The 26,993-nt window shown below is 57.5% G+C and carries 22 protein-coding genes; 9 read left to right on the top strand and 13 right to left on the bottom strand.

All coding sequences use genetic code 11. The annotated features are described in order from the left end of the window. Positions 1 to 137 precede the first annotated feature (137 nt). Positions 138 to 1,163 (bottom strand): D-xylose ABC transporter substrate-binding protein, encoded by a 1,026-nt coding sequence (gene xylF / locus FDK21_RS00680; RefSeq protein ID WP_138147161.1) that lies wholly within the window; start codon positions 1,161 to 1,163, stop codon positions 138 to 140. A 206-nt stretch (positions 1,164 to 1,369) separates the two neighbouring features. Here xylF and FDK21_RS00675 point away from each other — a divergent pair, with 206 nt between their 5' ends. The 4 genes from FDK21_RS00675 to FDK21_RS00660 all read left to right on the top strand — a co-directional run bounded on the left by FDK21_RS00675 (position 1,370) and on the right by FDK21_RS00660 (position 6,244). Then, a complete protein-coding gene (locus FDK21_RS00675; protein ID WP_114010718.1) occupies positions 1,370 to 2,602 on the top strand; it encodes an ROK family transcriptional regulator in 1,233 nt (410 codons plus the stop codon). Positions 2,603 to 2,947: 345 nt separating this feature from the next. After that, a complete protein-coding gene (gene xylB / locus FDK21_RS00670) occupies positions 2,948 to 4,396 on the top strand; it encodes a xylulokinase (protein WP_138147160.1) in 1,449 nt (482 codons plus the stop codon). Further along, positions 4,396 to 5,703 carry a xylose isomerase gene (xylA, locus tag FDK21_RS00665; RefSeq protein ID WP_138147913.1) on the top strand — a complete coding sequence of 436 codons (1,308 nt, stop codon included), beginning with the start codon at positions 4,396 to 4,398 and terminating at the stop codon, positions 5,701 to 5,703. Before xylB ends, xylA begins: the two co-directional genes overlap by 1 nt. 274 nt (positions 5,704 to 5,977) lie before the next feature. Continuing rightward, positions 5,978 to 6,244, top strand: a complete 267-nt coding sequence (locus tag FDK21_RS00660) for a hypothetical protein (RefSeq protein ID WP_114010716.1) — start codon at positions 5,978 to 5,980, stop codon at positions 6,242 to 6,244. A 139-nt stretch (positions 6,245 to 6,383) separates the two neighbouring features. Here the strand turns inward: FDK21_RS00660 and ugpC are convergent, their stop codons facing one another. The 6 genes from ugpC to FDK21_RS00630 form a co-directional block, all read right to left on the bottom strand. Then, the gene (gene ugpC / locus FDK21_RS00655) at positions 6,384 to 7,439 is read right to left on the bottom strand and encodes a sn-glycerol-3-phosphate ABC transporter ATP-binding protein UgpC (RefSeq protein ID WP_138147159.1); all 1,056 of its coding nucleotides are present in this window, start codon (positions 7,437 to 7,439) and stop codon (positions 6,384 to 6,386) included. Between the two features lies 1 nt (position 7,440). Continuing rightward, positions 7,441 to 8,706, bottom strand: a complete 1,266-nt coding sequence (locus FDK21_RS00650; protein WP_210238654.1) for a hypothetical protein — start codon at positions 8,704 to 8,706, stop codon at positions 7,441 to 7,443. Between the two features lie 4 nt (positions 8,707 to 8,710). Continuing rightward, a complete protein-coding gene (locus tag FDK21_RS00645) occupies positions 8,711 to 9,910 on the bottom strand; it encodes a carbohydrate ABC transporter permease (RefSeq protein ID WP_114010713.1) in 1,200 nt (399 codons plus the stop codon). After that, positions 9,907 to 11,196, bottom strand: coding sequence for a sugar ABC transporter permease (locus FDK21_RS00640; RefSeq protein ID WP_245418506.1), 1,290 nt, complete (start codon positions 11,194 to 11,196; stop codon positions 9,907 to 9,909). The genes FDK21_RS00645 and FDK21_RS00640 overlap by 4 nt, the downstream gene beginning before the upstream one ends. Positions 11,197 to 11,266: 70 nt before the next feature. Next, the gene (locus FDK21_RS00635; RefSeq protein WP_171021893.1) at positions 11,267 to 12,631 is read right to left on the bottom strand and encodes an extracellular solute-binding protein; all 1,365 of its coding nucleotides are present in this window, start codon (positions 12,629 to 12,631) and stop codon (positions 11,267 to 11,269) included. 146 nt (positions 12,632 to 12,777) lie between these two features. Next, positions 12,778 to 13,863 (bottom strand): substrate-binding domain-containing protein, encoded by a 1,086-nt coding sequence (locus FDK21_RS00630; protein ID WP_210238653.1) that lies wholly within the window; start codon positions 13,861 to 13,863, stop codon positions 12,778 to 12,780. Positions 13,864 to 14,359: 496 nt separating this feature from the next. Between FDK21_RS00630 and FDK21_RS00625 the strand changes: the two genes are divergently transcribed. Together FDK21_RS00625 and FDK21_RS00620 are read left to right on the top strand one after the other, a co-directional pair. After that, on the top strand, positions 14,360 to 14,812 hold the full coding sequence (locus tag FDK21_RS00625) for an isoprenylcysteine carboxylmethyltransferase family protein (RefSeq protein WP_138147156.1): 453 nt from the start codon (positions 14,360 to 14,362) through the stop codon (positions 14,810 to 14,812). Beyond that, positions 14,812 to 15,504 carry a TetR/AcrR family transcriptional regulator gene (locus FDK21_RS00620; protein ID WP_138147155.1) on the top strand — a complete coding sequence of 231 codons (693 nt, stop codon included), beginning with the start codon at positions 14,812 to 14,814 and terminating at the stop codon, positions 15,502 to 15,504. Before FDK21_RS00625 ends, FDK21_RS00620 begins: the two co-directional genes overlap by 1 nt. Positions 15,505 to 15,532: 28 nt before the next feature. Here FDK21_RS00620 and FDK21_RS00615 read toward each other — a convergent pair whose 3' ends face one another. From FDK21_RS00615 to FDK21_RS00605, 3 genes are read right to left on the bottom strand one after another with little or no spacing between them, the layout of a single operon-like run. Then, positions 15,533 to 19,024 carry an error-prone DNA polymerase gene (locus FDK21_RS00615; protein WP_138147154.1) on the bottom strand — a complete coding sequence of 1,164 codons (3,492 nt, stop codon included), beginning with the start codon at positions 19,022 to 19,024 and terminating at the stop codon, positions 15,533 to 15,535. Next, the gene (locus FDK21_RS00610; RefSeq protein ID WP_246657463.1) at positions 19,021 to 20,586 is read right to left on the bottom strand and encodes a DNA polymerase Y family protein; all 1,566 of its coding nucleotides are present in this window, start codon (positions 20,584 to 20,586) and stop codon (positions 19,021 to 19,023) included. Before FDK21_RS00610 ends, FDK21_RS00615 begins: the two co-directional genes overlap by 4 nt. After that, positions 20,534 to 21,232 carry a hypothetical protein gene (locus FDK21_RS00605; RefSeq protein ID WP_138147152.1) on the bottom strand — a complete coding sequence of 233 codons (699 nt, stop codon included), beginning with the start codon at positions 21,230 to 21,232 and terminating at the stop codon, positions 20,534 to 20,536. The genes FDK21_RS00610 and FDK21_RS00605 overlap by 53 nt, the downstream gene beginning before the upstream one ends. A gap of 384 nt (positions 21,233 to 21,616) precedes the next feature. Between FDK21_RS00605 and FDK21_RS21020 the strand changes: the two genes are divergently transcribed. The 3 genes from FDK21_RS21020 to FDK21_RS00595 all read left to right on the top strand — a co-directional run bounded on the left by FDK21_RS21020 (position 21,617) and on the right by FDK21_RS00595 (position 23,932). Continuing rightward, positions 21,617 to 21,751, top strand: a complete 135-nt coding sequence (locus FDK21_RS21020; protein ID WP_280955318.1) for a hypothetical protein — start codon at positions 21,617 to 21,619, stop codon at positions 21,749 to 21,751. 385 nt (positions 21,752 to 22,136) lie between these two features. Beyond that, a complete protein-coding gene (locus FDK21_RS00600) occupies positions 22,137 to 23,441 on the top strand; it encodes a DUF4147 domain-containing protein (protein WP_138147151.1) in 1,305 nt (434 codons plus the stop codon). A 20-nt stretch (positions 23,442 to 23,461) separates the two neighbouring features. Beyond that, positions 23,462 to 23,932: a YaiI/YqxD family protein gene (locus FDK21_RS00595; protein ID WP_114010706.1), complete on the top strand. Its 471-nt coding sequence runs from the start codon at positions 23,462 to 23,464 to the stop codon at positions 23,930 to 23,932. A gap of 15 nt (positions 23,933 to 23,947) precedes the next feature. Here the strand turns inward: FDK21_RS00595 and FDK21_RS00590 are convergent, their stop codons facing one another. The 3 genes from FDK21_RS00590 to FDK21_RS00580 form a co-directional block, all read right to left on the bottom strand. Beyond that, complete coding sequence (locus FDK21_RS00590; protein ID WP_138147150.1) at positions 23,948 to 25,105, bottom strand: iron-containing alcohol dehydrogenase; 1,158 nt, start codon at positions 25,103 to 25,105, stop codon at positions 23,948 to 23,950. Positions 25,106 to 25,248: 143 nt separating this feature from the next. Further along, positions 25,249 to 26,127, bottom strand: a complete 879-nt coding sequence (locus tag FDK21_RS00585; protein ID WP_138147149.1) for a metal ABC transporter permease — start codon at positions 26,125 to 26,127, stop codon at positions 25,249 to 25,251. Beyond that, on the bottom strand, positions 26,124 to 26,990 hold the full coding sequence (locus FDK21_RS00580; RefSeq protein WP_114010703.1) for a metal ABC transporter permease: 867 nt from the start codon (positions 26,988 to 26,990) through the stop codon (positions 26,124 to 26,126). The genes FDK21_RS00585 and FDK21_RS00580 overlap by 4 nt, the downstream gene beginning before the upstream one ends. Positions 26,991 to 26,993: the final 3 nt, after the last annotated feature.

Below are 26,993 nucleotides of genomic sequence, written 5' to 3'. Positions count from 1 at the left end.
CTGATGGTCAATGCTTGATTGTTGTAGCTTGTTTGCTCCCGCTTCCAACCCGGTGGCCTGCAGGCCACCGGGTCATTGCGGGTATTTGAAGCAAAGCATTGAACGGCCACCTGAGTGTTGGGGTGACCGCTAGTCGCTTAGTTACAAGGAGCCGGACCGTTGGTAACGCCCTGGCAAAGTGCTTCAACAGAGATCCAGCCACCATCGGTGACAACGGTGAGGTTGTCTTGGGTGATCGGGATCGGAGCCAGGAAACGAGCGGTCATTTTGGTGCCTGATGGGGAAGTCCATGCGCCAGCGCCTTCGACATCCGCCATTTCAGTACCACCAGCCAGAGCAACAGCGATTTCTGCAGCTGATTTGCCGAGGTCACGCGCGTCTTTCCAGACGGACACAGTCTGAGTGCCCTTGGCCACACGGTTCAAGGCGGCATGATCGCCATCCTGACCGGAAACCGGGATACCTTCCATGCCCTGAGCAGTCAGAGCCGCAACAACACCACCGGCGGTGCCGTCGTTGGAAGCCACAACAGCGTCAACCTTGTTGTCGTTGGCCGTCAGGATCTGTTCCATGTTGCGCTGGGCGTTGGCTGGCAGCCAGCCATCGGTGTAGGCTTCGCCAACAATCTTGATGTCGCCGGACTTCACCGCAGCATCAATGATTTCCTGCTGACCACCACGCAGGAAGTCTGCGTTTGGATCAGTTGGAGAGCCCTTGATCATGACATAGTTGCCCTTTGGCTGTTTTGCAAAAACAGCCCGAGCCTGCATACGACCAACTTCCACATTGTCAAAGGTCAGATAGAAGGCGCGATCATCTTCGATGAGACGGTCATAGGCAATCACAGGAATGCCTTCATCGGCAGCATTCTGAACAGCCGGAATGATTGCCTCGGTGTCCTGAGCCAAAACGATCAGCGCATTCACGCCCTGAGCCATCAGCGCTTCAATATCGCTGAGCTGTTTGGACGAAGAAGACTGGGCATCGGCGGAAACATACTTGGCGCCGGCAGCTTCAAGAGCCTTGACGATTGCTGCTTCGTCAGTTTTCCAACGTTCTTCCTGGAAATTCGACCAGCTGACACCAACGACGAGATCTGCGGCGAGCGCAGGCGTGAATACAGACGCGCTCAAAAGAGCCGCCATAAGCAGTGATTTTTTCATATCTGTTCCTCCCAAGAACATAACAGCCAGTTCAGCATGGGCTGCTGCAACTATCAATACCATCATTTATTTTAATGCTCAAATTAAAAATGCAACTCTTTTCTGTTGAGTTAGAAATTCTGCAAGATTTTCCGATCGAGGGGCGTTAGTATGTCGTTTGAAACACATCAAGATTTGCAAAAAGATCCACAAACAAAGCCAGCCAGATGAACAACCGCACAAGAAAGCCGTCACAAATTCCCGAACAACGCAATCAGGGGCGGCATCTGGTCTTCTCTCACATTCGCAACAATCATCAAGTTGCCCGCATCGATATTGCCCGCGAGACCGGTATGAGTCCGGCCACCGTTACGGCCATAACCGCAGAATTGCTCGGCGCTGGGCTGATCGAGGAAGTACAGCGCACGATCGAGCCGGGTCAGTCCCGCAGAGGCCGTCCGCGTGTCGACCTCAAGCTACGCGGCGAAGCCCATTTCGTGGCCGGGATGAAACTCACCAACAAATATGCCACGGCGGTGATTCTCGATCTGGAAGGCAACCAGTTGGGCAACGCCCAGCTACCCATGCCAAGACCGCGCCTGAGCAACAAGGAATTTCAGGATCTGATTGTCGCCATGGTGGATCTGGTCACCCAATCCGCCAAGATCGAGATCAAGGACCTGTCCTGTATCGGCGTCGGCATCCCCGGCACGGTTCAGGCCGAAAACGGCTTCGTCGACTGGTGTCCGCTGATCGAGGAAGAACAATGCAACCTGCAAGAGGTCTTGCAGGAAGTACTGCCCATGCCCGCCTTCATAGAGAATGACGCCAATGCGGTTGCCATGGCGGAGCTGTGGTTCGGGTTTGGCCGCGATGCCCCGGATTTTCTGGTTGTCACCATCGAACAGGGCGTCGGCCTTGGCATCGTGATTGACGGCAGGATCTATCGAGGCACACAGGGCTTCGGCGCGGAATTTGGCCACACCAAGGTCCAACTGGAAGGGGCCTTGTGCCGCTGTGGCCAGCGCGGCTGCCTTGAAGCCTATGTCTCCGACTATGCCTTGCTGCGCGAAGCGGAACTCTTCATTCAGAAACCCGGCAGCGGGGATGAGAACAACCGTCTGGCCGAACTGTTTGAAATGGCCCGCAATGGCGACATGATGGCCAAATCGATCTTCGATCGCGCCAGCCGGATGTTCGCCATGGGGCTGGCCAATCTGGTCAATCTGTTCGACCCGTCTCTGGTGATTTTGGCTGGTGAACAGATGCAGTTCGACTATCTTTATGCCCAGACCGTTCTGGATGCAGTCAAATCCTCGACCATTCAGAAAGGGCACCATGCCCCTGAAATCCGCATCCACAAATGGGGAGACCTGATGTGGGCAAAGGGCGCTGCTGCCTACGCTCTGGAAGAGATTGTCCGCATCACGATCGACCAGCTCAATGCCCCAGACCCGTAACATGCCTTCCTGACCCTTCCTGACCCTTCTTGACCCGCCAGATAGCCCCGAGCCGCGCGCACGTCTCCAGACCTTGTCACGGGACAGTTGGCCCAAACCCGAGGCCCCTCCCCTCGCAATGCCAAGGGCCGCGCACCACGGCAACTGTCCACAAGATCGCAACCGGTGACCACGACCGAAATATCGGTCAATCTCAATCATCTGCCGCATAAGCACAATCGGTTTCGCAGTGCGAACACTCCTTTCGCTTGATTTATTTTACGAACTAAAATAAACTTTTCTGGCGAAATATCTCCGGCCCGTTCACTCCGATCTTGGATGCCACGGACCGGTTGGGAGGAAATCATGTATTTAGGAATTGACCTGGGCACGTCCGGGATCAAACTGCTGGTTATGGACGAACGCCAGCAGATTGTGGCCACCGTCAACCAACCCCTTAGCGTCGAACGCCCAGACACGGGCTGGAGCGAGCAGGATCCGGAAAGCTGGATCAACGCCACCGCAAAGGCCTTCGACGAACTGGCTGCCAATGCCCCGCAGGCCGTCAAGGACATCCGCGCCATTGGCCTTTCAGGCCAGATGCATGGCGCCACCATGCTCGATGCAGACGACAAGCCCGTCGCCCCCTGCATCCTGTGGAACGACACCCGCTCCTACAAGGAAGCAGCCAAACTGGACGCCACCGAAGGCTTCCGCAGCCTGACGGGCAACATTGTCTTTCCCGGCTTCACCGCCCCGAAACTGGTCTGGATGCACAACAACAAGCCAGACCTGTTCGACCGGATCAAGAAAGTTCTGCTGCCAAAGGATTATCTCCGCCTCTGGTTGACCGGCGATTATGTCTCTGATTATTCCGACAGCGCAGGCACCGCCTGGCTTGATGTCGGCAGCCGCACCTGGTCGGACCAGCTGCTTGCCGCAACCGGCCTTGATCAGTCCCACATGCCAGCCCTTGCCGAAAGCATCGAAAGCACCGGCAAGATTCGTCAAGCGCTGGTCGAACGCTGGGGCTTCTCCCCTGACACCATCGTGGCTGGCGGCGCGGGCGACAATGCAGCATCCGCTCTGGCGACCGGCATCGTCGCTGAAGGCGACGCCTTTCTGTCTCTGGGCACCAGTGGCGTGATCTATGCCGCCACCAACAGCTACCGTCCGCTGCCAGACAGCGCCGTGCATACCTTCTGCCATTCGACCGCCAACCACTGGTGCCACATGGCAGTGATTCTGGCAGCAACCGATGCGCTCAACTGGTATGCCAAGCTGGTCGGATCGGATGCGGCCACCCTGACCAAGGCACTGGGCAATGAGGTTCACGCACCGGGGTCAACGCTCTTCTTCCCTTATCTGGGCGGTGAGCGCACCCCGCACAATGACGCCAGCATCCGCGGCGGCTTCATCGGCCTTGCCCATCCGGACGATCGCGACAGCCTGACCCGCACCGTGCTCGAAGGCATTTCCTATGCCTTCATGGATGGCATCAAGGCACTGGAAGCCGCAGGCACCCATCTTGACCGACTGATTGCCGTCGGCGGTGGCTCTTCGTCCGATTATTGGCTTTCTCTGCTCGCCACCATTCTGGGCAAACAAATTGACCGCCCCGCCGCCGGTGATTTCGGCGGTGCCTTCGGTGCGGCCCGCACAGGGCTGGTTGCCGATCTGAAATGCGATCCCGCAGAGGTCTGCACGATGCCGACCATCGACCAGAGCTTCCATCCAAACACTGACCTGCAGCCTGCATTTGCAGACGCTTATGCCCGCTATGCCGCTGCCTATCCATCCCTGAAGGATCTTTGATCATGACTGACTTTTTTGGTTCGCTCTCCAAAATCAAATATGAAGGCCCAGACAGCGACGATCCGCTCGCCTTCCATCACTATAATCCAGACGAGATCGTCATGGGCAAAAGCATGCGCGACCATTTGCGCTTCGCCGTGGCCTATTGGCACAGCTTTGCATGGGAAGGTGGCGATCCCTTTGGCGGCCGCACTTTCGATCGCCCATGGTATGGCGACGGCATGGACCGCGCCAAACTGAAAGCCGACGTCGCTTTCGAGCTGTTCGACATTCTCGACGCGCCTTTCTTCTGCTTCCATGACGCAGACGTTCGCCCCGAAGGCAACAACTTTGCCGAAAGCCTGTCGAACCTCAACGAGATCGTCGACTATTTCGAAGAGAAAATGGCAACCTCCAGCACCAAGTTGCTCTGGGGCACTGCCAACATGTTCTCCCATCGCCGGTTCATGTCCGGCGCCTCCACCAATCCGGACCCGGATGTCTTTGCCTACAGCGCGGCCACGGTTAAAAGCTGCATGGATGCCACCATGCGTCTTGGCGGCGAGAATTATGTGCTCTGGGGTGGCCGCGAAGGCTATGAAACCCTGCTCAACACCGACATCGGTCAGGAACTCGACCATATGGGCCGCTTCCTTGCCATGGTGGTCGACTATAAGCACAAGATCGGCTTCAAAGGCACCATTCTGGTTGAACCAAAGCCGCAGGAACCTTCCAAGCATCAATATGATTATGATGCCGCGACCTGCATCGGCTTCCTGCGCAAATATGGCCTTGAAAATGAGGTCAAGCTGAACCTCGAACAGGGTCATGCCATCCTTGCCGGCCACAGCTTCGAGCATGAAATCGCCGTGGCCTGCGCCGATGGCATGCTTGGCTCCATCGACATGAACCGCAACGACTATCAGTCTGGCTGGGATACTGACCAGTTCCCGAACAATGTGCCGGAAGTGGCCTTGGCCTATTATCACATCCTGAAATCGGGTGGCTTCACCACCGGCGGCACCAACTTTGACGCCAAACTGCGTCGCCAGTCCCTTGACGCCGAAGATCTGGTGGCCGGTCACATTGGTGGCATGGACATCTGTGCCCGTGGCCTGAAGGCGGCGGCTGCCATGATCGAAGATGGTGGTCTGGAAAATGCCCTCAAAGCCCGCTACGCCGGTTGGGAGCAGGATGCGAACAAGGACATGCTGGCCAATGGTACGTTGGAATGCATTTCCGAGCGCGTCCTCAAGGACAACATCAACCCAGAGCCACGCTCTGGTCAGCAGGAAAAACTGGAAAACTGGGTCAACCGCTTCGTTTGACTTTGCTCTCCCCCTCCCCAACTTCCCCAAGAGCGGCTCCGGCCGCTCTTTTTTTGTTCAAAGGCAAGAAACAGCTTCGCCCGGCTTTTGGATCGTTCTAAGTAAAGGTGCGACATATGCGACCTTTGTTGGCAGCCTTTAGAATATTCATCTAATTTACGAACAAAGTTACAAGTCAATTACACGAATCTGATTGCATTTTTCACCCATATATGCAGCCATTGATAGAACGGATACTTTCATCCGCAGCCCGAACCAATCAAAAGAGGGCAAAATGCTGGATATTATCATGTGGGGGTGCGTCAGCATGGCGGCGGCAAGCCTGCTGAAAACCATTATCCCGTTGCAACTGGACGAGCGAGCTTTGCTCTACTATCTGCGGACCGACCCGAAAGCCCAGAAATGGGTATATCGGTTCGGTGAAAAAAAAGCGGCCAGTTTGTCACGCCAAATCTTCATGCCACTTTGCATTGTCACCTCGGTCGCAATCATCGCCTACAGCCTGTGGCTGGTTGCGCTGGCCATGACGACAGGCGCCTGAAGCGGCGTTCGAACTGCAGCACCAGATCGGCCCATCGGCCCTTAGACCCATCTCCTGAGACACAAATAGGGAGCGGAGAACCGTTCCCTATTGTCGAGCAGAATGCTCTTGGGAGATTTTCTGGAAGGGCTACCCATCCTTACGAGCGGGGCAACGCCTGCCCCTCGGCATCGAAGAAATGCAGTTTTTCCGGATCAAAGACCAACCCGACCTTATCGCCAGATCTGACCGCCGTATTGCCATCAACCCGCAAGCCAATAGCCCCGAGTGAGCCGCAGTCAACCAGCAAGTGGGTGTCGGCCCCGAGATATTCGACAATATCGACCACCCCATCGCACTGCCCTTGACCGACATCACCCAAAGTAATGGCTTCAGGTCGCACACCGAGATAGACCGCAATCCCCTTTTGGGTCTGGGCGCCGCCTCTGCCCTCTTCCAGCTGGTAGCGGTCACCATCGGTCTGGCATGGCATGATATTCATCTTCGGAGAGCCGATAAACTGCGCCACAAACAGATTGTCTGGCCGCTCATAAAGGGTGCGGGGCGTGCCGACCTGCTCGATGATGCCATCCCGCAAAACGACAATCCGATCCGCCAATGTCATGGCTTCCACCTGATCATGGGTCACATAGATCATTGTGGTATCCAGCTCGCGATGCAGCTTGGCGATCTCATAACGCATCTCGACCCGCAAAGCCGCATCTAGATTTGACAGTGGCTCATCAAACAGGAACGCGGTTGGGTTGCGCACGATCGACCGCCCAATGGCAACCCTCTGTCGCTGACCACCGGACAATTCTTTCGGACGTCGATCCAGATAGGCCTCAAGCTTCAAGGCCTTTGCTGCGTCATCGACCTTGGACTGGATTTCCGATGTGGGTGCACCGGCGGTTTTCAGGCCAAAGCCCATATTGTCACGCACATTCATATGTGGATAGAGCGCATAAGACTGGAACACCATCGCCAATCCCCGCTCAGCCGGAGGCTTGGCCGTGACGTCTTGGCCTTCAATCAGGATTTCGCCACGTGAGCATTCCTCAAGACCGGCAATGGTCCTGAGCAAGGTGGATTTACCACAGCCCGACGGGCCGACAAAGATGATGAACTCCCCTTCTTCAATATCGAGATCCACCCCCTTAATCACCTGCAGATCGCCAAACCACTTCTCGACGCCATTGAGTTTAATGGATGACATATCACGCCTCCTTTGGATCTTTGGACACCCAGGCAAGCCAGCTGGCTGCCGTCCAGGTGAAGACACCCCCGCCCGCAGGTGTGCCATCTTCCGGGTCAAAATATTCAGCAAAGCCGCCGCCTTCAATCAGCCGCGCACAATCGGAGCGAATCCGCTCGGCCTCTGACCGATAGCCAGCATCCTCAAGCCCGATGCCAATCAGTGTATTGACAATCACCCAGACCGGACCGCGCCAATAGCGCTTGGGATTATAATGTGGGCTGGTCGGATCAAGGCTCGCCACTGCATGGGGGGAAGCGATCAGGAAGCGCTCCAGATGTGGCAGCATGCGCTTGTCATCAATCCCCGCATACCAGCACAGAAACGCCGCCGACGTGACATTGCCCGCAAACAGTCCGGTACGCAGATCCTTGGCATCATAGCAGCCAATATCCTCGTTCCAGAGGCTCTTCACGCCCTCTTCGAGCGCCACGATCCAGCCATCAATCTCGGACACGTCGCGGCCCAGTTGCTCACCCATCCATTTCAAATCGCGGTTGGCCCGCAACAGGGTGAAGGTGAGGGTCGGGTCTGCCACACGGAACAGGCCATCATCCAGAATCCGCTGTTCGTCCCAACCATTGTCACGAGCGAAATAGAGGATCGCCAGATAGACGTCATAATCCCGCTTGGTTGGGCGCATCTCCGGATTGACGTGAGACGTGTCGCGCCGCGTATAGTCACCGACATTGCTGGCATCGACATTGGCCATTGCCGCATCCCAGTCGGCAGCATTGTCGCGCCCCGATTCCCACGGATGGGTTACACAGATTGCCCCGCTTTCGCCGCGATGACGCATGAACCAGCCATGCCATGCAACAAATTTGTCAAACAGAGCCTCAAGCTTCTCCTTGCCAAACGCGATGTCCTTTTCAAACAAGGCCCGCGTGAAGGTCGCTGCCACCGGTGGCTGGCTGATGCCCGACGAGGACACAGCATTGCCCGAACACTTGTCCGTGCCCCAGACGTCGGGACCGGGAAAATAGCCATCGTCTTTCTGGTGAAACAGGATATGAGGCACCATGCCATTCTGCCACTGGCCAGAGAAAAGCGTTTCGATTTCCTGCCATGCACGCGGCAGATCGAATTCGGCAAAGCCATAGGCCGCAAAGGCACTGTCCCAGTTCCATTGATAAGGGTAGAGCCCTTCGGTTGGAACCGTATAGCCGCCGCGATCATTGCCACGCAGAATGGCAATGGCCTGATCGGAGAGGGAAAGTGTCGTCATCATCTTATCCTTTAACAGAGCCTGCGGTCAGGCCTTTGGTCATGAAGCGTTCAAGACCGAGAAACAGCACCATGATGGGGAGCGTGGCGATCACCGCACCTGCCATCAAATGCTGGCGCGGCACTTCTGACGAGTTGAGCATGGAGACGCCCCGCGTCAGAGTGAATTTGGAAGGGTCATCAAGCAGCATGAAGGCGAGCAGAAACTCGTTCCACGCAATCATGAAGACATAAAGCGACACCGAGGCAAGGGCTGGCAGAGACAGAGGCAGAGTGATTTTGAGGATCACCCCAAGACGGCTGAGACCGTCCATCAGGCCTGCCTCCTCCACCTCGGCCGGAAGACCGCGGAAATAGCCTTGCAGCATGTAAAGCGCCACCGGAATGGTCGTCACCGGATAGATTAAAAGCAGACCAAACAACGAATTACGCAGACCGAACATCGAGAAGCCGACATAGATCGGCAGCGCCAGCACGATCATCGGCACCATATAGATCAGCAGGATCGAACGGGACATCATGGCCTGCCCACGAAAGCGCAGCCGCGCCACCGCATAGGCCCCCGGCACACTGAAGAGCAGCGTCACCAGCACCGTCATGATGGAGATCAGTATCGAGGTGAACAGATAGCTGGCGAAATTATAGTCGGTGAACAGCTCGGAATAGGAGCGGAACAGATCCCAGCCCTTGTCCCACTCAATAGAGAAATCGAGCGGATTGAGCAGCAAAGCCTGCTGGCCCTTGAGGGACGTCATCACCATCACATAGAAGGGCACAATCACGACCGCAGTGAAGAAGACATAGCCAAAACCGGTAAGGAAACGAACGATGGCATCCTCGAATTGGTGCCGATTGAGCGCGGCGGCTGGCAGATGCCCCAGCATGACCCGAAGCGGCAAATACAAACCGGCTGCCAGCACCAACAGGCCCAACCCTTGTGCCACCGGGCTCTGATCAAGCGGGATGGCAAAGGGCTGCATCAGGCTCGTTGCCAGAATGACGATCAAAGCAAGCCCGACACCCAGCAGGCGATGCCCGACATAAAGCGCAATGCCACCGATCGCCACCCCTTGCAGCAAGGACACCAGCCAGATAGGCCGCACCGGCAGGCCAGTGGAGAAGGCCAGCAGAATGGTCAGGCAGACAATGATGGTGAGGCTCCACAAGGCGCCCAGCACCGGAGCAACAAACAATCCGTGTTTCATAGTCCTTCCTCCCGGCTCATGAAACGGAAGAAGAAGAAGGAGAAGGCCAACAGACAGGCAAAGATCACCACGGCGACGGCTGCACCCGCGCCAATGTTGGAAATCGCAAAGGCCTGCTCATAGACATTCACCGTCAGGGTTCGCGTCCCCGCATTGCCGCCGGTGAGCAGAAAAATGTCGTCGAACTTGTTGAACGTCCAGATGAAACGCAGCAGGAACAGGACCGACAGAATGCCCATCAATTGCGGCAGGGAGAGATAGTAGAATTTCTGGAAAGGTGAGGCCCCATCCATATCCGCGGCCTCATACATATCCGTATCGATCGATTGCATGCGCGCAAGAATGAACAGGAACGACAGCGGGAAATAGCGCCAGATCTCGAAAATCGTCACCGAAATCAGCGCCAAAGGACGATCGCCAAAGAAGTTGATCGGCGCAGAGATCAGCTCCATCTGCACCAGAAGCGCATTGAAGGACCCGGAGAAAGGATCAAGCAGGGTCACCCAGGTGAAGGCCACCGCAATCACCGGAGCCACATAGGGGAACAGAAACAGACCGCGCAGAATCCCCTGCCCTTGGAAGCTTTTGTTGAGAATAAGCGCCGCCATCATGCCAACGATCAAGGCCCCCACCGTGCCGACCACCGTGTAGAAGGTGGTCACCCACAGCACTTCAACAAATTCGGAGCTGTCAAAGACCGCACGGAAATTCTCGAAGGTGAATTCAAGACTGAACAGATCAGACGAGGCATCCCCTTCCATCACAGGCACACTGTCGCGGATGTTGATGCCACTATCCAGGAAGGCCTGTTCGGCAATCACCTCGATTTGCAGCTTCTCGCGATAGCCCGGCTTCCAGTCGCCGAAATTACAGGACAAGCGCCCTGCAGCGATGGCGCATCGCTCATCAAGCTCTACCGGCACAAGTCCGTCCGGCCAGTCATCCACCATCGTGACATTGGCAATCGGCTTTTCGCGCGAAGAGTTTTTCAGACGGAACTCAACGATCGATGCATCCCCGGTGGCCTTTGGCTTGCCTTTGAGACGCTCATAGACATCGGGTGTCGTGGGGCGCAAATCGCCCAGATTGATCGGCTTGGCGCTGATCCAGAAGATCGCCAGCAAAGGCAGGATAATCACCAGAGCCACGCTGATTAGCGTGGGCAGCAACAATCCCCAGGCAAGGCGCGCTTCGCGCTTGGCCAGTGGCCCGGCGCTGGGTGGCGTGGATACAGGATCCCGCGTCCGGCGTCCGCTGGGACCGGCTTGAGGTTCGGACATCGACATGAGAATGCGCTCCATTGTCATGCCGGGCAGACCGCGCCGCCCGGCATGGAAGGATCAGGATGAGGCTGGCTTACTTGATTTTGGCCAGTTCTTCATTCAGAGCAGCCACCGCTTCGTCAGCCGAGATGGCATCATCGGTGAACTTGCGCACGATCTGGTTAAACACCTGAGCGTTGATCATCTTGGAGGCAAGCGCCAACTGGCCTTCCTTGACGCCCCAACGCTGGGCCACATCCAGACCACCAACGATTTCGCCAATCATCTCGGAAGGATACAGATCACCCAGCGGTTTTTTGCGATCCACACCGACAGGCAACTTGGCCCATGCTTCGGTGAATTTGGTTGGATTGCCCTTGTCACCACGGCGGGTCGGGAATTTGCCTTCCGGCGCGATGCTAAGGGTTTTGGTATAGCCTTCATTCATCGAATAGGAGACGAATTTCTGAGCCGCTTCGATATCCGCATCAGACGTGATGCCGAAATAGCGAGAGTCACCCCAGGCAGCCCCGCCTTTGTTGGATGGTCCGGCAAAGTTGGTGACGATACCGGTTTTTGAAGCCAGTTCCGGGCTGGTTGGATCATCATTGATGGTTGGAGGAGCGGAATCGCGCAGACCCGCCAGCTCGTCAAGAATGAATGGCGACCAGATGATCATCGCAGCCTTGCCAGCGAAATAAAGTTCGCGGGACTGTTTCCAGTAAAGCTCGCCCGGAGGAGAGGCCTTGACGATGGCCTTGTAGAATTCGAGCACTTCCTTGGTTTTCGCCGGATCAAGCGCCTTGAAGCCATTGTCATCCACTGGCGACACACCATTGGCAAGGAAGACATGCTCGAGCACCTGGCTCATGAAATTCTCGTCAACCTTGGTCGCGGCAACGAAGCCGTACATTTCCGGCGGATTATGAAGGGCCTTCAGTGCAGCTTCCACGTCTGCAAAGGTAGACGGGGCCTTGAGGCCCTTGGCATCGAACAGATCCTTGCGATAGACAATCATCTGCGTCCAGCCATCGACCGGCACAGAGGCGTACCCATTGTCGGTCGCTGCCATGCTCAAGGCACCGGGTGCAAAGGTATCTTTGCCCAACTGATCAACCACCTCGGTCGCAGCATCCGAATCCAGAATGCCCGCTTCCACCCATGGCAGCGCATATTGCAGCGGATGATAGATAACGTCAGGCAGATCACCGGCCGCAAAAGCAGCGGTGGCGCGGGTGCCAAGGTCTTTTTCCGTTACCGGAATGACTTCGACCTTGATGCCCGTTTTGGCTTCAAAGTCTTTGGCCATTTCCTGCTGTTTGGCCAGACGAGGGGTCTGTTCTTCGGTGGTCCAGAGCCGGATGCCATCGGCCGACGCAGTGACCATGGAGAAGCCGAGCGCCAGAGCGTACCCGAGCAGCAGGCCTGTCAGTTTTTTGCTGGTGCTAGAAAATTGCATTGTCGAACCTCCCAATTCAACGGTTTTGAAATATCGGAATTTTGGTCCGATGCAAGCTGATGACTGGATTAGCCGACTGCATCGGACCTTGACGAAAAGCGGTTTGCCAATCGCCCGGACCAGCCAGACGACCGCCAAACAGCCAGTTAAGGTGAGACCGGCGGGCCGTCAGAGGCTCGCTCGATCAATTTTGCTTCGCCCAGCTGGCGGAGAGTTTCAGGCGCAGCCCCACGGATGCGCTTGATCAGCAAATCGGCAAGGCGTCTTCCTGCCTCGCGATTGTCAACGGAAAAACTGGTCAGCGGCGGCGAGGCAAACTCGCCTTCCGAAATACCGTCATAGGCCATGACCGACAGGTCCCGTCCAATGTCGAGATTGGCCGCCTTGGCCGCCTGATAAAGCCCAAGGGCGGCAAGATCGACCGCACAGATGATCGCCGTTGGGCGGATGGGTTGCGACAGCAGGGCGATCCCCTCGCGCAACCCGTCTTCCTTGGTGACGGCATTGGACCGCATCAACGCCCGATCCACCGGCAGCCCAACCTTTTCCAGACCAGCCAGATAGCCCTGAAGCCGCAGCCGGGCATACATGTAATAGTCGAGCCCATTGATAAAACCGATGCGTCGATGACCAAGCCCGTAAAGGCGCTCGACGGCCTGCTCCATTGCCAGTTCGCCGCGAATATCAAACCAGCCGCAGTCTTTGTCGTCGCCAGTACGGCCAAACATAATGAAGGGGATATCGTGGGACCGCAGATAATCAACGCGCGGATCATGCTCACGGGTCCGCGGCAGGATGAAGCCATCCACTTTGCGCTCGCCACTCAAACGTTCGATGGTCTCCAGAACGGCTTCGGAATTTTCCGCCGTCGCCACTGTCAGTGTCCAGTTTTCCTCACTGGCCCGCCGCGAAATACCGTCAATGAAATTGGCGAGGAAGGGACGGTGGCTGCCATGCCCCCCCACATTGAGCACCATCCCCAATGACTGGATGAGCCCTGTACGGATCGCCTGTGCCTGCGCCAAGGGCTTGTAACCCAGCTGGGCGGCTGCCTTGGCCACTCTCAGACGGGTGAGCTCGGCAATATCATTATAGCCATTCAAGGCCCGCGACACCGTGCTCTTGGACATACCCAAATGGTCGGCGACGTCATTGATCGTCACGCGCGGCTTGCCCGAGCGCCTGTAGCCGTTCCGCCGAATAGCATCTTGGATATCTTCAACTTTACTCACGATGTCCTCCACGAGAAAATGCTGATTTACGAAACCGGTTTCGGCAACAGCCAGAGTCCAAGAAACCGTCATTTTTGTCCAGTCAAAGAAGATTTATTTCCCAATTGGCGAAATCGGTTTCTGAGACTGGTTGAGAAGGCCTGCATCGCTGGTTTGCAAAATGTTACGAAGAATCAGCTTTTTAACACAGATCTGCCACCTCACCGGTTGCCCATGTAGAACAATCGGATTGCGTGTTTTTATTGACGTCACACGCCCATACCAACCTGTGGACTTTATCGGTTTGAGGGGTCAGTGGTGTCTCAAAAGTGAATATCTGGCGTTGTAGCCATGCTCTCATCGCAACAACTCAGGTCCCTGAAATGACAACCGCATTTGGCATTAGGTGTCATTGGGTCCAACACCACCTCTTGAATAAATTTATACTTGATCATATTTATCAAACTACAATCTATCAAGCACCACCCCACTTTACCATTCCTCGCAAGAGCATCCGATGATCCCGTTGCTTCCCCCTGCTCTGACGGCCCTGCTGACCATCGCACCCCTGTCCCTGCTGGGCCTTTCCGCCCCATCTGGCCTGCAGATAGCCCCCTTTTGGCTTGTCTGGACAGGCGCAGCCTTGTGCATACCGGCCGGACTTCTCATCGCCCTTGCCGGCAAGATACAGTTCCATCGCAATGACAGCGAAATCCACCCTTTCCGTACACCGCGCAATCTGGTCACCGGCGGTTTGTTTCGCATCAGTCGCAACCCGATGTATCTGGGCTTTCTGCTGCATCTCACCGGCATCGCCTTGCTCGTCAATCTCTGGCCCGCCCTGTTGGCACCTCTTGCCTTTTTCGCGGCAGCCAATCTCTGGTACATCCCACACGAAGAACAAGCCGCGATAGACAGTTTCGGCGAGGCCTACATAACCTATTGCAACAATGTCAGGAGGTGGCTCTGATGGCACGCCCACGCATCGACGCCGACCGCGTCAAGGAACAGATCATCGAGATTGCCCGTGAATTGGTCATCGAATCCGGTGGCAAGCGTCTCGTCCTGTCCGACATCGCCGACCGAATGGGGGTCTCCCAACCCTATATCTATACCCACTTCAAGAACAAACAGGCCTTGTTCGCTGTTTTGGCCGAGCGCTGGTTCACCGAGCTGGAAGAAGCGGGCCAAGCCATCTGTGCCACCGAGCGTGCATGGCAATGCAAACTGCGCGACCTGATCCAAACCTTCCTGACCATCAAGAAGGCGGAATATGAAAGAGACCCGGCTTTGTTTGTTGCCTGTCTGGAATTGGCGTCGCCCCATCGTGACATTGTCGAACGCCATGTCGCCCACCTGCACGGTTTGGTGCGGCAAATACTGACCGAGATCGTCCCACCGTCCCAGCTCAACACCATGGCCCATATGGTACTGGATGCCACATCGGCCTTTCGCGTTCCCTATGAAATTGCTCGTGCCCCCGAGCGTGCAACGCCAGAACGGGCCGAAGAGGTGATCGCCGCTCTGATCCACTATCTCGAAAGCTGCTTTGCAGAAAATCTCACCACAAGCGATATCCTGTCCGATCCGTCTAATGCAGACGCGCACCCTGCCTCCAATCAGGCATCCCGGACGCAGAAGACGGATATTCTCCCGGTCTAAGCTTTGCCGCACCAACAAGACCCCCTGTTTAATGGAAATCCCGGCTCGGAAACAGTTTCTTGGCCTGCTCACGCGGATGCCGTGCCCGCGCCACACTGCGCGACCGCGCCAAGGCTTTGGAGGGCTTGACCCGTGGCGCCTCATCAGCCTGAGGATTGGTGATGCCCACCGCATCATCCAGCGGGTGACCAAGCTCGGACAGGCGGTGAGACAAATCCTCCACCCGCTCGGCAATCAAATGAACGACAATGCCTTCCTTCTGCAAATGGCCATGCACCCGCAGCAACCGCCCGGCAATCACCGCCCGGCGGAAGGCTTTGTAGACTTTCGGCCAGACCACCACATTCGACACTCCGGTTTCATCCTCCAAAGTGACAAAAATCACCCCTGACGCCGTCCCCGGCCTTTGCCGTGTCACCACCAGCCCACAGACGCTGACCTTCTTTTGCGTGCAAGTCAGCAAGTCCCCGTGGCAGGTCAAATCCGGCATCGAAGGGCGCAGCAATTCCATCGGATGAGCTCTAAGAGACAGGCGCGTGGCGACATAATCCTCCACCACTTCCTCTCCCAGATGCATTGAGGGCAACTGGACCTTCGGCTCGGTGATGCATTCCCCGTCAATCGGATCATTGAACAAAGGCAACGGCTTGAGGCCCGACAAAGCCTTGACCTGCCAGAGCGCCTCGCGCCGATCCATTTCCATACTAACAAAGGCATCGGCCTCTGCCAGCCGCTCCAAGGCCGCCGAGGACAGACCCGCCCGCTGCCACAAGCTCTGCGGATCGGGATAGCCATTGCCTCGCGCAGCCTCGATCCAGACCGCATCCTCCTGCGAAAACCCCTTGATCTGGCGAAAACCAAGCCGCAAGGCCCATGCCCCGTCGCCGCGCCGCTCCAACCCATTGTCCCAGCCGCTATGATTGACGCAAATGGGCCGCACCTCGATCCCATGCTCGCGCGCATCGCGCACAATCTGCGCCGGAGCATAAAAACCCATCGGCTGGGAATTGAGCAAGGCGCAGGCAAAAATCGCCGGATGATGGCATTTCAACCATGCCGACACATAGGCCAGCATGGCAAAGGCCGCCGCATGGCTTTCGGGAAAGCCATATTCGCCAAAGCCCTCAATCTGCGAAAAACACCGCTCGGCAAAGTCCCGGTCATAGCCCCGCGCCATCATCCCCGCCATGAAACGCTCACGGAAGGTATGGATCGTCCCCATCCGCCGGAAGGTCGCCAGCGAGCGCCGCAGCCGGTCGGCTTCTTCGGCCGAAAAGCCCGCCGCCACAATGGCGATCTGCATCGCCTGTTCCTGAAACAAAGGCACCCCGAGGGTCTTGCCCAGCACCGCTTCCAGCTCGGCTGACGGATAATGCACCGGCTCACGCCCCTGCCGCCGATTGATGTAAGGATGCACCATGCCGCCCTGAATGGGCCCGGGCCGGACAATCGCCACCTCGATCACCAAATCATAAAAGCGCCGCGGACGCATCCGCGGCAGGAAATTCATCTGCGCCCGGCTTTCCACCTGAAACACCCCCACCGCATCGGCAACGCACAGCATGTCATAGGTCGCCTTATCCTCCTGCGGCACGGTGCCGATGACAAAATCCAGCCTCTCATGGCTGCGCAACAGATCAAAGCTCTTGCGGATGCAGGTCAGCATGCCAAGGCTCAGAATATCAACCTTGAGGATACCCAGCGCATCAATGTCATCCTTGTCCCATTCGATGATGGTGCGGTCTTCCATCGCCGCATTCTCGATCGGGCAAAGGTCATCCAGCCGTCCCTTGGTGATGATAAAGCCGCCCACATGCTGGGACAGATGGCGCGGAAAACCGACAATCTCGGCAATCAGCCGCAAGGTCTGCATCAGCCGCCGGTCGCCGGGTTCCAGCCCCAGCTCCCGCATCCGCCCCATATCAACGCCCTCATTTGACCAGCCCCAGATCTGGCCGGACAGGGCCGCCGTCACATCCTGCGACAGCCCCATCACCTTGCCGACCTCACGGATCGCCGAGCGCGAGCGGAAATGAATGACCGTGGCGCAAAGCCCCGCCCGGTGGCGACCATATTTCTGATAAATATGCTGGATCACCTCTTCGCGCCGCTCATGCTCGAAATCGACGTCAATATCCGGCGGCTCGCCGCGATGCTCCGAGACAAAGCGCTCAAACACCATGGTGATGGTTTCCGGCGCCACATCGGTGATGCCCAGCGCATAGCACAAAATGGAATTGGCCGCCGACCCGCGCCCCTGACACAGAATGTCCTGTCCCTTGGCAAAGGCAACAATGTCATGCACCGTCAGAAAATAGGCAGCAAAGCCGAGCTTTTCGACCAGCGCCAGCTCCTTGTCGGCCAGCTTTTGCGATTGCTCTGGCACCCCTTGCGGATAGCGCCGCTTGAGACCTTGCCGGGTCAGGCGTTCAAGCCGCGCCTGCGGCCCCTCGTCCCCCGCCACCTCATCGGGATATTGATAGCTCAATTCGCTGAGACAAAAATTGCAACGCCGGGCAATTTCATTGGCCCGCCTGAGCGCCGCCGGATACCGCCGATAAAGCCGCACCATATCCGCCGCCCCCTTTAACCGTCGCTCCGCATTGGGCAGGGCGCGCGCGCCGATTTCATCGATGGTGATATGCTCGCGCATGCAGGTCAGCACATCGGCCAGTTGCCGCCTTTTGCCGTGATGCATCAACACATCCCCCACCGCCACCATCGGTGCGGCCAGCCGATAGGCAAGGCTTGAGCAAGCATCAAAATAAAGCTGATCCGAGCCATTATAGGCAGGCGCCGCGCCTAAAAAGACCGAGCCGGGAAAGCGCTGCACCGCCGCCTTGATGTGCGCCACCACATCCCCATGGCCAAGCCCTTGCTGCGGCAGGGCAATCAACATCATCCCCGAACAGCCGCCCAGCATGTCCCCATGCAGCAAATGGCACGCGCCCTTGCCCGCCCGCCTTTTGCCAAGGGTCAGCAAGCGGGTCAGCCGCTCGTAAGCGGCCCGATCCGTCGGCAACGCCACCCAGTCAAGACTGCTATCCTCCAGCACCAGCCGCGCCCCGACAATCAGCCGCGGCAGCTTCACGCCTTCGGGTCGGGTCAAAGGCTGCTGATGGGGAGTGTCCAGCACCGCGCGGCTCGAGGGATTGATCCGCTGGCTCGAGCGCACCTTGATCGCTTCATCGCTTTCGCGCTGCAATTCTTTGAGCGCAGAATAAGCCCGCACCACCCCGGCCAGTGAATTGCGGTCGGTGATGGCGATCGCCTCCAATCCCAGTTCAGCGGCCCGTGTCACCAATTCCTCCGGATGCGAAGCGCCCTTGAGGAAGGTGAAATTGGATATCACGCAAAGCTCGGAATAAAGCGGCGGTCGCAATTGCTCGAATTGCTGCGCTGAAACCGCACCGGGCTGAGGTCCGGGATGCGGGCCGCTGGCCGGTGTTCCTTGGGCTGACTTTCCTTGCGCCGCTGTGCCAGCGTTCTTGCTCTGCACCTGATCATCTGGGGCGCTCATGCAAATTCCCCCTGCACGAACCAGCTCGACAAGTGGGACAGCCGGTTCTGTGGCGTATGAAACAGCCACAAGCGCCAGCCCTGCCGGGTTTCCACCCACCAATAGTCCCTCAAACCCGACCGCCAGAGCGGGTCTTCCCACCACCATTCCGGTGCAATCCGTTCCGGCCCACGGGCGCGGCTGACTGCCAGCTGCATCCGCCGCCAACGGAAATGGGCCGGAGGCTCTCGCCGGGCGGTGTGCTCGTCTGATGAAAGGGGCAAGACAATCGGCTCGGGCGGAAACAGCCGCACAGGGCGCGGTAAGCCAGAAACAGGGCCAGAGACTGGGCCAGAGACTGGGCCAGAAACAGGAGCTGCTTTAGATCCAGCTTTGGGCCATTCATCCACCGCCATGCTCCACGCAGCAGGCTGCAGCGAAAAGCTGCGCTCGGGCACATGGCTGTCGGCGGGCAAAAAGCGCAACACATTGTCCAGCCCGATCCGACTACCAAGCCGGGTGATCAGATCATCAAGCGGCTGGGAGACTGCCTTGTTCTTCGCTCCTGCGTCCATCTGAGAAACGAGTGCAGCAGGCACCGTCTGCTCGGCCGCCATCGGCTCGACGGCCAGCGCTTCCAGCCGCACCATGTCGATGCCAAAGCCTGCATCCACCTCGCCAACCCCGCGTTCGAACAAAGGCAGGATCCGCTCGGCCTCCCGCATCGAGCGCGCGAGGCGCAATTCCACCTGACTGGCGGCCAGATCCAGCCGCCGCATGGTCAATTGCAACACCCGCGCGCCAGCGCCGCGCTGGTCCAGCTTGTCGCAGAGCCGGTCCAGCAATTTCCCCGCCACCGCCATCACATCCTCGGTCAGGCCAATCGGCTCGGGCAAACTCATCCGCACCCCATAATGGGCCGGTTCCGTCAGGGGCGAAATTGCTTCCTCCCGATGCCCCAAGGCCTGATCGAGCCGCATCAAAGGCTCAAGACCAAAGCGCCGGGTCAGTGTCGCGCGCGGCAAGGCATAAAGCTCTTCGATGCTGCGCACCCCCAGCCGCAACAGCCCGGTCACCAGCTTGTCCTCAAGCCGCAAGGCCGCCACTGGCAAGGCCCCGAGCGCCGACAAGCTTTGACCCGGCGCCACCAGCCGCTCGGACAACGGCCGGTCTTGCGCATAATGAGCCAGCGCCCACGCCCCGCCGCGTGTCTCCGCCAGCCCCATTTGCACTGACAGGCCCGCATGGCCCAGCCGCTCCTCAAGCCGCTCAAGCAAAGCCAACTCGCCACCAAACAAATGGGTCGATCCGGTGACATCCATCACCAGGCCATCCTCCCCTTCCAGCCCGACCCAAGGGCAATAGCGCCCCGCCCAACGGGCCAGCAACAGAAGAAACTGATGATCGGCGTCCTGATCCGCCGGCATGGTCTGCAAGTTTGGACACAGGGCACGGGCATCGGCCAGTCCCATGCCCCGCTCCAACCCCTCCTGCTCGGCCAGCCCATTGAGGCAATAAAGGCGCTCGGTGTTATTCTGCTGCCACGTGAGCGCAAAAGGCATCATCGCCGGTTGGTGCCGCATAATGCGGTCGCTCGCCAGCCTCGGAAACCACAATGACACGACGCGTCTCTGCATCCCAGATGATATCCCAACTTCCCAATGTTCCTGATTTGTTCTTTATAATCTGCCAGCGTTGTAGAGTCGAGTCACCAGACCGCCCTGCATAGGATGACAGGGAGGAGTCCGCAGGAGTCTGCCGAAAAAGCGGTGCACAATGCCAGCGGCTTTCCGCTGCATTGGTCCCCATCCCCTCGCCAATCAACAGGATACCCGTCGCCCGCCCCTCTTCAGCAGCCAGCTGCAGCCGTCGCCCGGCGGTGAAGGAAACCGGTTGCGCCATTTCCGCCACCACAGCCGCCACCGCACCGGAGCGCAAGGCCTCTTCGGCACAGGCCTGCATCGATTTGTGGTCGGGCACCCGTACCAAAAGCAGATGCTCCGGGTCACAAAAGGCAGCCAGCCCGTGCGGATTGAGCTGATCGCTGCGCCATCCCTCAACCAGCCACAAAACAGCCCGTGCCTGATACCCGGTCTTGCGATCGGGGCAACGGGCCATACCGGCAGCGATCGCCGCAAAAACCACCCCCCCATGGCCGACCACTTCATGCACCCGCCCCTGTTTGAGCGGAAAAGCATCCGCCAAAGACTGGGAAAGAGACTGAGACATGAGAACCCCCTCCTTGATAAGCACCAGTGAAAGCCCGGAGGATGCATCAACAAAAGCGACGCCAAAACCGGGCACAAAAGGAACATAAAGAGAACGTATCACAAAAAGTCAATCCCGTCAGCCTTTTGTATCGTCATAATTATTTTGCATTCCGAAAAATATATCCATGCATTTTATGCATAGGTGTGTCGCACAATCATCTCTTCCGAAAAATTAGAAAAATGGCAGAATAGAGCCAACAACAGACAGAAAACACACACAGCAACCACAGCATCCGATCCAATCAGCCCCGGAATTTAGACATCAAACCAGCTGAAAAGATCATACAGAATGCAGCGCAAATTCGGGCCAAGGCAGGCTCGAAACAGCATGATGAGGTAAGCCATGTTCGACAAAAACAGCACGCCCTTTTCTTTCGCCCTCAACATCTTCAAAAATGTAGGCAAATCCGAGCCACGCATCCATCCGGACCGCCGCGACTGGGAATCCATGACATTCTATCGCCGTGGCGAAGAGTGACCATCTGACCGCAAGAATGGCGGAAATCTGGGGATCGAGTGGAAAATCTGGGGATTGGACAGGCCTGTTCAAAGGTATAACTTCCCCGGCTAAGACGAAAGTATTAAAGTTACTTTCGTAAGTGAGCCAACGAAGCCTCTCCCCAGAGGCACCGTCATCTGCGACGGGGGGCCGCCGAAACGCATACTGCCTCTCCCCGATAACGTATGCAATCGGACCCGCCCGGATGACCCTCATGCCCTGCACCCGATCACTTGGGAGCAGGGCATTATTTTTTTGTGCCTCACCCAACAATCCACCCATAAACTCTGGCCCTTTGCTGTGGCCACTTCTATAGTCTGCCCAAATTCGATGACAGAAAATCACGCCAAAGGGAGAGAAGCAGATGGCAGAGCAGCAGAAGGACAACCAATCCTTGAGAGATCTGGCTCTGGCGTTATTTCAGGTGGGTGTGGATGCGGCCAATCCGGCCCATGGGCTGGCACGCGCCTTTGAAAAGCACCCTCTGCTACCGCTTGAAACCGGCCGTTACCTGATCATTGCGCTGGGCAAGGCCGCCAACGCCATGGCGGAGACCTGCCTCAAGGCCCTGCCCGACGGCACGCCCTTTGAGGCCTTGGTGGTCACCAATTATGAAAATGCCAAGGCGATTGATGGGGCCTCCTGCTTTGCCGCCGGACACCCGGTCCCAGATGCCAATGGCCTTGCCGCCGGTCAGGCCATCATCGCTCTGCTAGAAGGCGCAACGGCTAAAGATCAGGTGATCGTGCTGATCAGCGGCGGCGGCTCCGCCCTTGTCCCTGCTCCGATTGACGGGATCAGCCTTGAGGACAAGATCGCCGTCAACAAGCTGCTGCTGGCCAATGGCTACGCCATCCATGAAATGAACCTCGTCCGCCAGACCTTGTCGCAGCTCAAAGGTGGCGGTCTCAGCCAATTGGCCCACCCGGCCAAGGTGCAAAGCTATATTCTCTCAGACGTGGTCGGCGATGATCTGAGCACCATCGCCTCCGGCCCGACCAGCCCGCCGCTGGGAACTGCCAAGGACGCCATGGCCCTGTTCGCAGACAAGGGCTTGCTTGATGCCTTGCCCGGCGCGGTACGAACGGCCCTTGAAACCAAGGCCAGCAGCGAGCAAGACAGCCCCCCCGCCGATCTGTCCAACAGCAGCAACAGCCTGATCGGTTCGAACGCCATCAGCCTTGAAGCCATTCTCGAAGCCCTGCCAATGGGCTGGCGTGGACTGATCCTCGATGATTTGCTCGAGGGCGATGTCGAAGAGGTCGCGCCCATGCTGCGTGACGCAGTGGCCGAAGCCCCAAATGGTCACAAGACAGCCTATATCTGGGGCGGAGAGACCACAGTCACCCTGAAAGGCGATGGCAAGGGGGGCCGCAATCAGGAACTGGCAGCCCGCTTTGCTCTGGCCGCAGAGGCCGAACCAATCACCGGGTGTTGGGTGTTCCTGTCCGGTGGCACCGATGGCCGCGATGGCCCGACCGACAGTGCCGGAGGGCTGGTTGATCCGGATAGCCTTGCAAGAATGCGAGATGCAGATACAGACCCTGCGGCTCTGCTGGCCAACAATGACAGCTACAAGGCATTGCAAGCCTCAAGCGATCATATCGAGATCGGCGCGACCGGCACCAACGTCGCTGACATCCAGATCTGTCTCATCGATCGCAGCTAACGGAATCAAGAGGCAAGACAATGACGAGCAAAGACACCAAGCCGCTCGAGATTCTCGTTGATGCGGATGCCTGCCCGGTGAAGGAAGAGATTTACAAGGTTGCCGAGCGGCATCAGGTGCCGGTCACGCTGGTCGCCAACAGCTTCATGCGCATCCCCCGTGACCAGCCGGTCACCTTCATCAAGGTTGAGGATGGCCCGGATGTCGCCGATGATCGCATTGCCGACGCGGCGCACGGCAACAGCGTGGTGATCACCGCCGATATCTTGCTGGCCCAGCGCTGCATAGACAAGGGTGCGCCAGTGATTGGCACCAACGGCAAACCCTTCACCGACAGCAGCATCGGCTCGGCTGTCGCCATGCGCAATTTGATGGCCGATCTGCGCGAGCAGGGAGAAGTGGGGGGAGGCCCGCCGCCTTTTTCCAAAGCCGACCGCTCGCGCTTTCTCTCAAGCCTGCATGAGACGCTGGAGCGCCTCAAGCGCAGCTAAGGGCATTAAAGCACCCTACCAAGCGGCCTTATAGATCGCCAAAGCAGCCACCTCATCCACTGGGCGCGGATTGTTGACCAACAGGCGGGTCTGCTTCATGGCTTCTGACGCCAGATGTGGTAGATCACTGCGCTCGATCCCCACCTGACGCAATTGGGTTTTCAGCCCCAATTCCGAGCAGAGATCGGCCATCCGGGCAACGAACTGGGCCGTCCGGCGATCCGGCGCAACCAGCCGCAGATCCGGGAAGACCAGCGGGGCCAACTTCCCATAGGCTTCATCACAAACGGCTGCATTGAAGGCCATCACATGGGGCAGAACCAGCGCATTCGATAGCCCGTGCGGCACATGATAAAGCCCGCCGATTGGGTAGGCCAGCGCATGCACCGCCGCCACAGGACTGTTGGCAAAGGCCTGACCTGCAATCAGCGACCCCAACAGCATGTTGCTGCGAACCTGGAGATTGCTGCCATCGCGTACCGCTGCCACGATATTGGCCCCGAGCAACTCAAGCGCCCCCTTGGCGAGGCCCTTTGAAATCGGATTGTTGTTGAGAGACTTGGAGCTATAGGCCTCAATGGCATGCACCATGGCATCCACCCCGGTCGCTGCCGTCACTTCAGCAGGCAACCCAAGGGTCAGCTCCGCATCCAGCACCGCCCAATCAGGGATCAGTTGCTGCGTCACCACCCCTTTCTTCTCCCCTTCACCAACGGTGATGATGGAAATCGGCGTGACTTCCGACCCTGTTCCGGCAGTGGTGGGAATGAGGATCAACGGCAGGCGGTTACCCTTGGCCTGATCGACGCCATACAGATCCTCCAGAGCCTCGCCGCCGCCAACCAACAGAGCGACAAGCTTGGCCACATCAAGAGATGAGCCACCACCAAAGCCGATGATCGCCTCCACCTGATGGTCCAGCGCATGGGCTTTTGCCGCTTCCACGACGCAGGCGGGCGGATCCGCCACCACTTCATCGAACACAGCAACCTTGACGCCTGCCTTTTCCAAAGACGCGATAAAGGGGGCAAGCAGCCCGGCTGCCACCAGCCCCTTGTCCGTCACGATCAGGATCGAACGGCCAAACTGGGCGGCAATCTCCGGGCCAAGCTTTGCTGACACCCCAGCCTCAGCACGGATGCAGGGCGTGGTTCGAAAGGTAAAAGCAGACATGATTCCTCCAACTCAAATCTGCGACAGGGATACTCCCACTCTCCCGTCACAAACAAGCCCCGGATAATCACTAAGCCGAAACAGCAGATCCATAAACGCGCTTTGCTGTTCACAACTTGCGCAAGGCAGGCCCACCACGTCCGTTACGGGTGATAGTGATGATCACCACCGCGCGAAACCACCATTTGTCGTGAGATCGCTCGATTGCGTGACAAGCTCATCACAAAGCTGATCACGAACAGGGTGGACATGACCAGCACGATGGTCGGCGCCGAGGCACTATCGAGAAAGAAGCTGAGATAGACCCCAACAATCGAACAGCCCACAGCCACCACCACCGCAACGATCAGCATGGCATTGAAGGTGCGGGTCAGCAAGAAGGCAATCGCTCCGGGTGCAATCAGATAGGCAATCGCCAAAATCAGCCCCACCGACGTCAAAGCGCCCACCACGGTGAGAGAAATCACCGCCAGCAATCCATAATGCAAAAACCGCGTCGGAAGACCTATGGCCATCGCATGTTGCGGATCAAAGGCATAGGCCAACAGGTCAAGCCGCTTGAGCAGGATGAACGCACAGGTCACCAGTCCGACAAGCAACGCAGTCATCAGCTCATGCCACTGCACACCCAACATGTTGCCATAGAGAATGTGATCGAGATGCACCTCTGTCTCAATTTTCAGATAGAGCACAATGCCAAAGGCAAACATGCCGGAAAAGACGATGCCGAGGATCGTGTCTTCCTTCACCCGGCTATTCTCTTTCAGCCAACCGGTAAAAACCGCACAAAACATCCCGGCACAAAAGGCCCCAACAACCAGTGGGATATTCAACAGATAAGCGATCACGACGCCGGGGAAGACGGCGTGGGAAATGGCGTCCCCCATCAGGGACCAGCCCTTCAGCACCACATAACAGGACAAAAGCGCCATCGGCACGGCGACAATCACCGCCACCCAAAAGGCCGACTGCATGAAAGGAAACAGAAAAGGCATCAAGGCCATATCGAGAAAGTCGCTCATACCACCGTCTCCTTGGGCTTCAGTGCCTCGCGCGCCTTGCGGCGGGCGGCCAGCATGCCATGCTTGGGGGCCAGCAGAAAAACCACCAGAAAGATCAGCGTCTGCAGAACCACAATCACGCCGCCCGTCGCCCCATCCAGAAAGTAACTGATATAGGCACCAACAAAACAGGTAAGAGAACCAATCAGCACCGACACCAAAATCAGCCGTGGAAAGCGATCACACAGCAAATAGGCTGTCGCCCCCGGTGTCACCACCATAGCAATGACCAGAAAAGCCCCCACCGTCTGCAAGGCCGCCACCGTCGACGCACTGAGCAAGGTGAAAAACAACACCTTCAGCCAATCGGGATTGAGTCCGATGGACCGGGCATGGCTTTCATCAAAGAAAGCGACCATCAAATCTTTCCATTTGAGCAACAGGATCGTCAGGGTCACCCCGCCAATGATCAACAATTGCAAACTGTCGCTTTTGGTGATCGCCAGAATATTGCCCAGTACGATGGTTTGAATATTCACCGAGGTTGGTGACAGGGACACCATGAACAAGCCAAGCCCGAAAAAGGAGGTAAAGATCAACCCGATGATCGTGTCTTCCTTCAGCTTGGTACGCTGATTGAGAAACAGCATGGTGGTCGCGGCCAACCCGCCGGCAATGAATGCGCCAATCGAGAAAGGCAGTCCAAGCATATAGGCCCCGGCGACACCGGGCACGATGGAGTGGGACAAGGCATCGCCGATCAGCGACCAGCCCTTGAGCATCAGATAGGAAGACAGAAAGGCACAAATGGCTCCGACCAGCGTGCTGATCAACATGGCATTGCGCATATAGTCATAGGCAAAGGGTTCAAGCAGTGTCTCCATGTC

The sequence above is a fragment of the Cohaesibacter sp. CAU 1516 genome (genome assembly GCF_005771485.1).
GTDB lineage: Bacteria > Pseudomonadota > Alphaproteobacteria > Rhizobiales > Cohaesibacteraceae > Cohaesibacter > Cohaesibacter intestini.
This window is presented reverse-complemented; position numbering and strand designations above follow the sequence as displayed.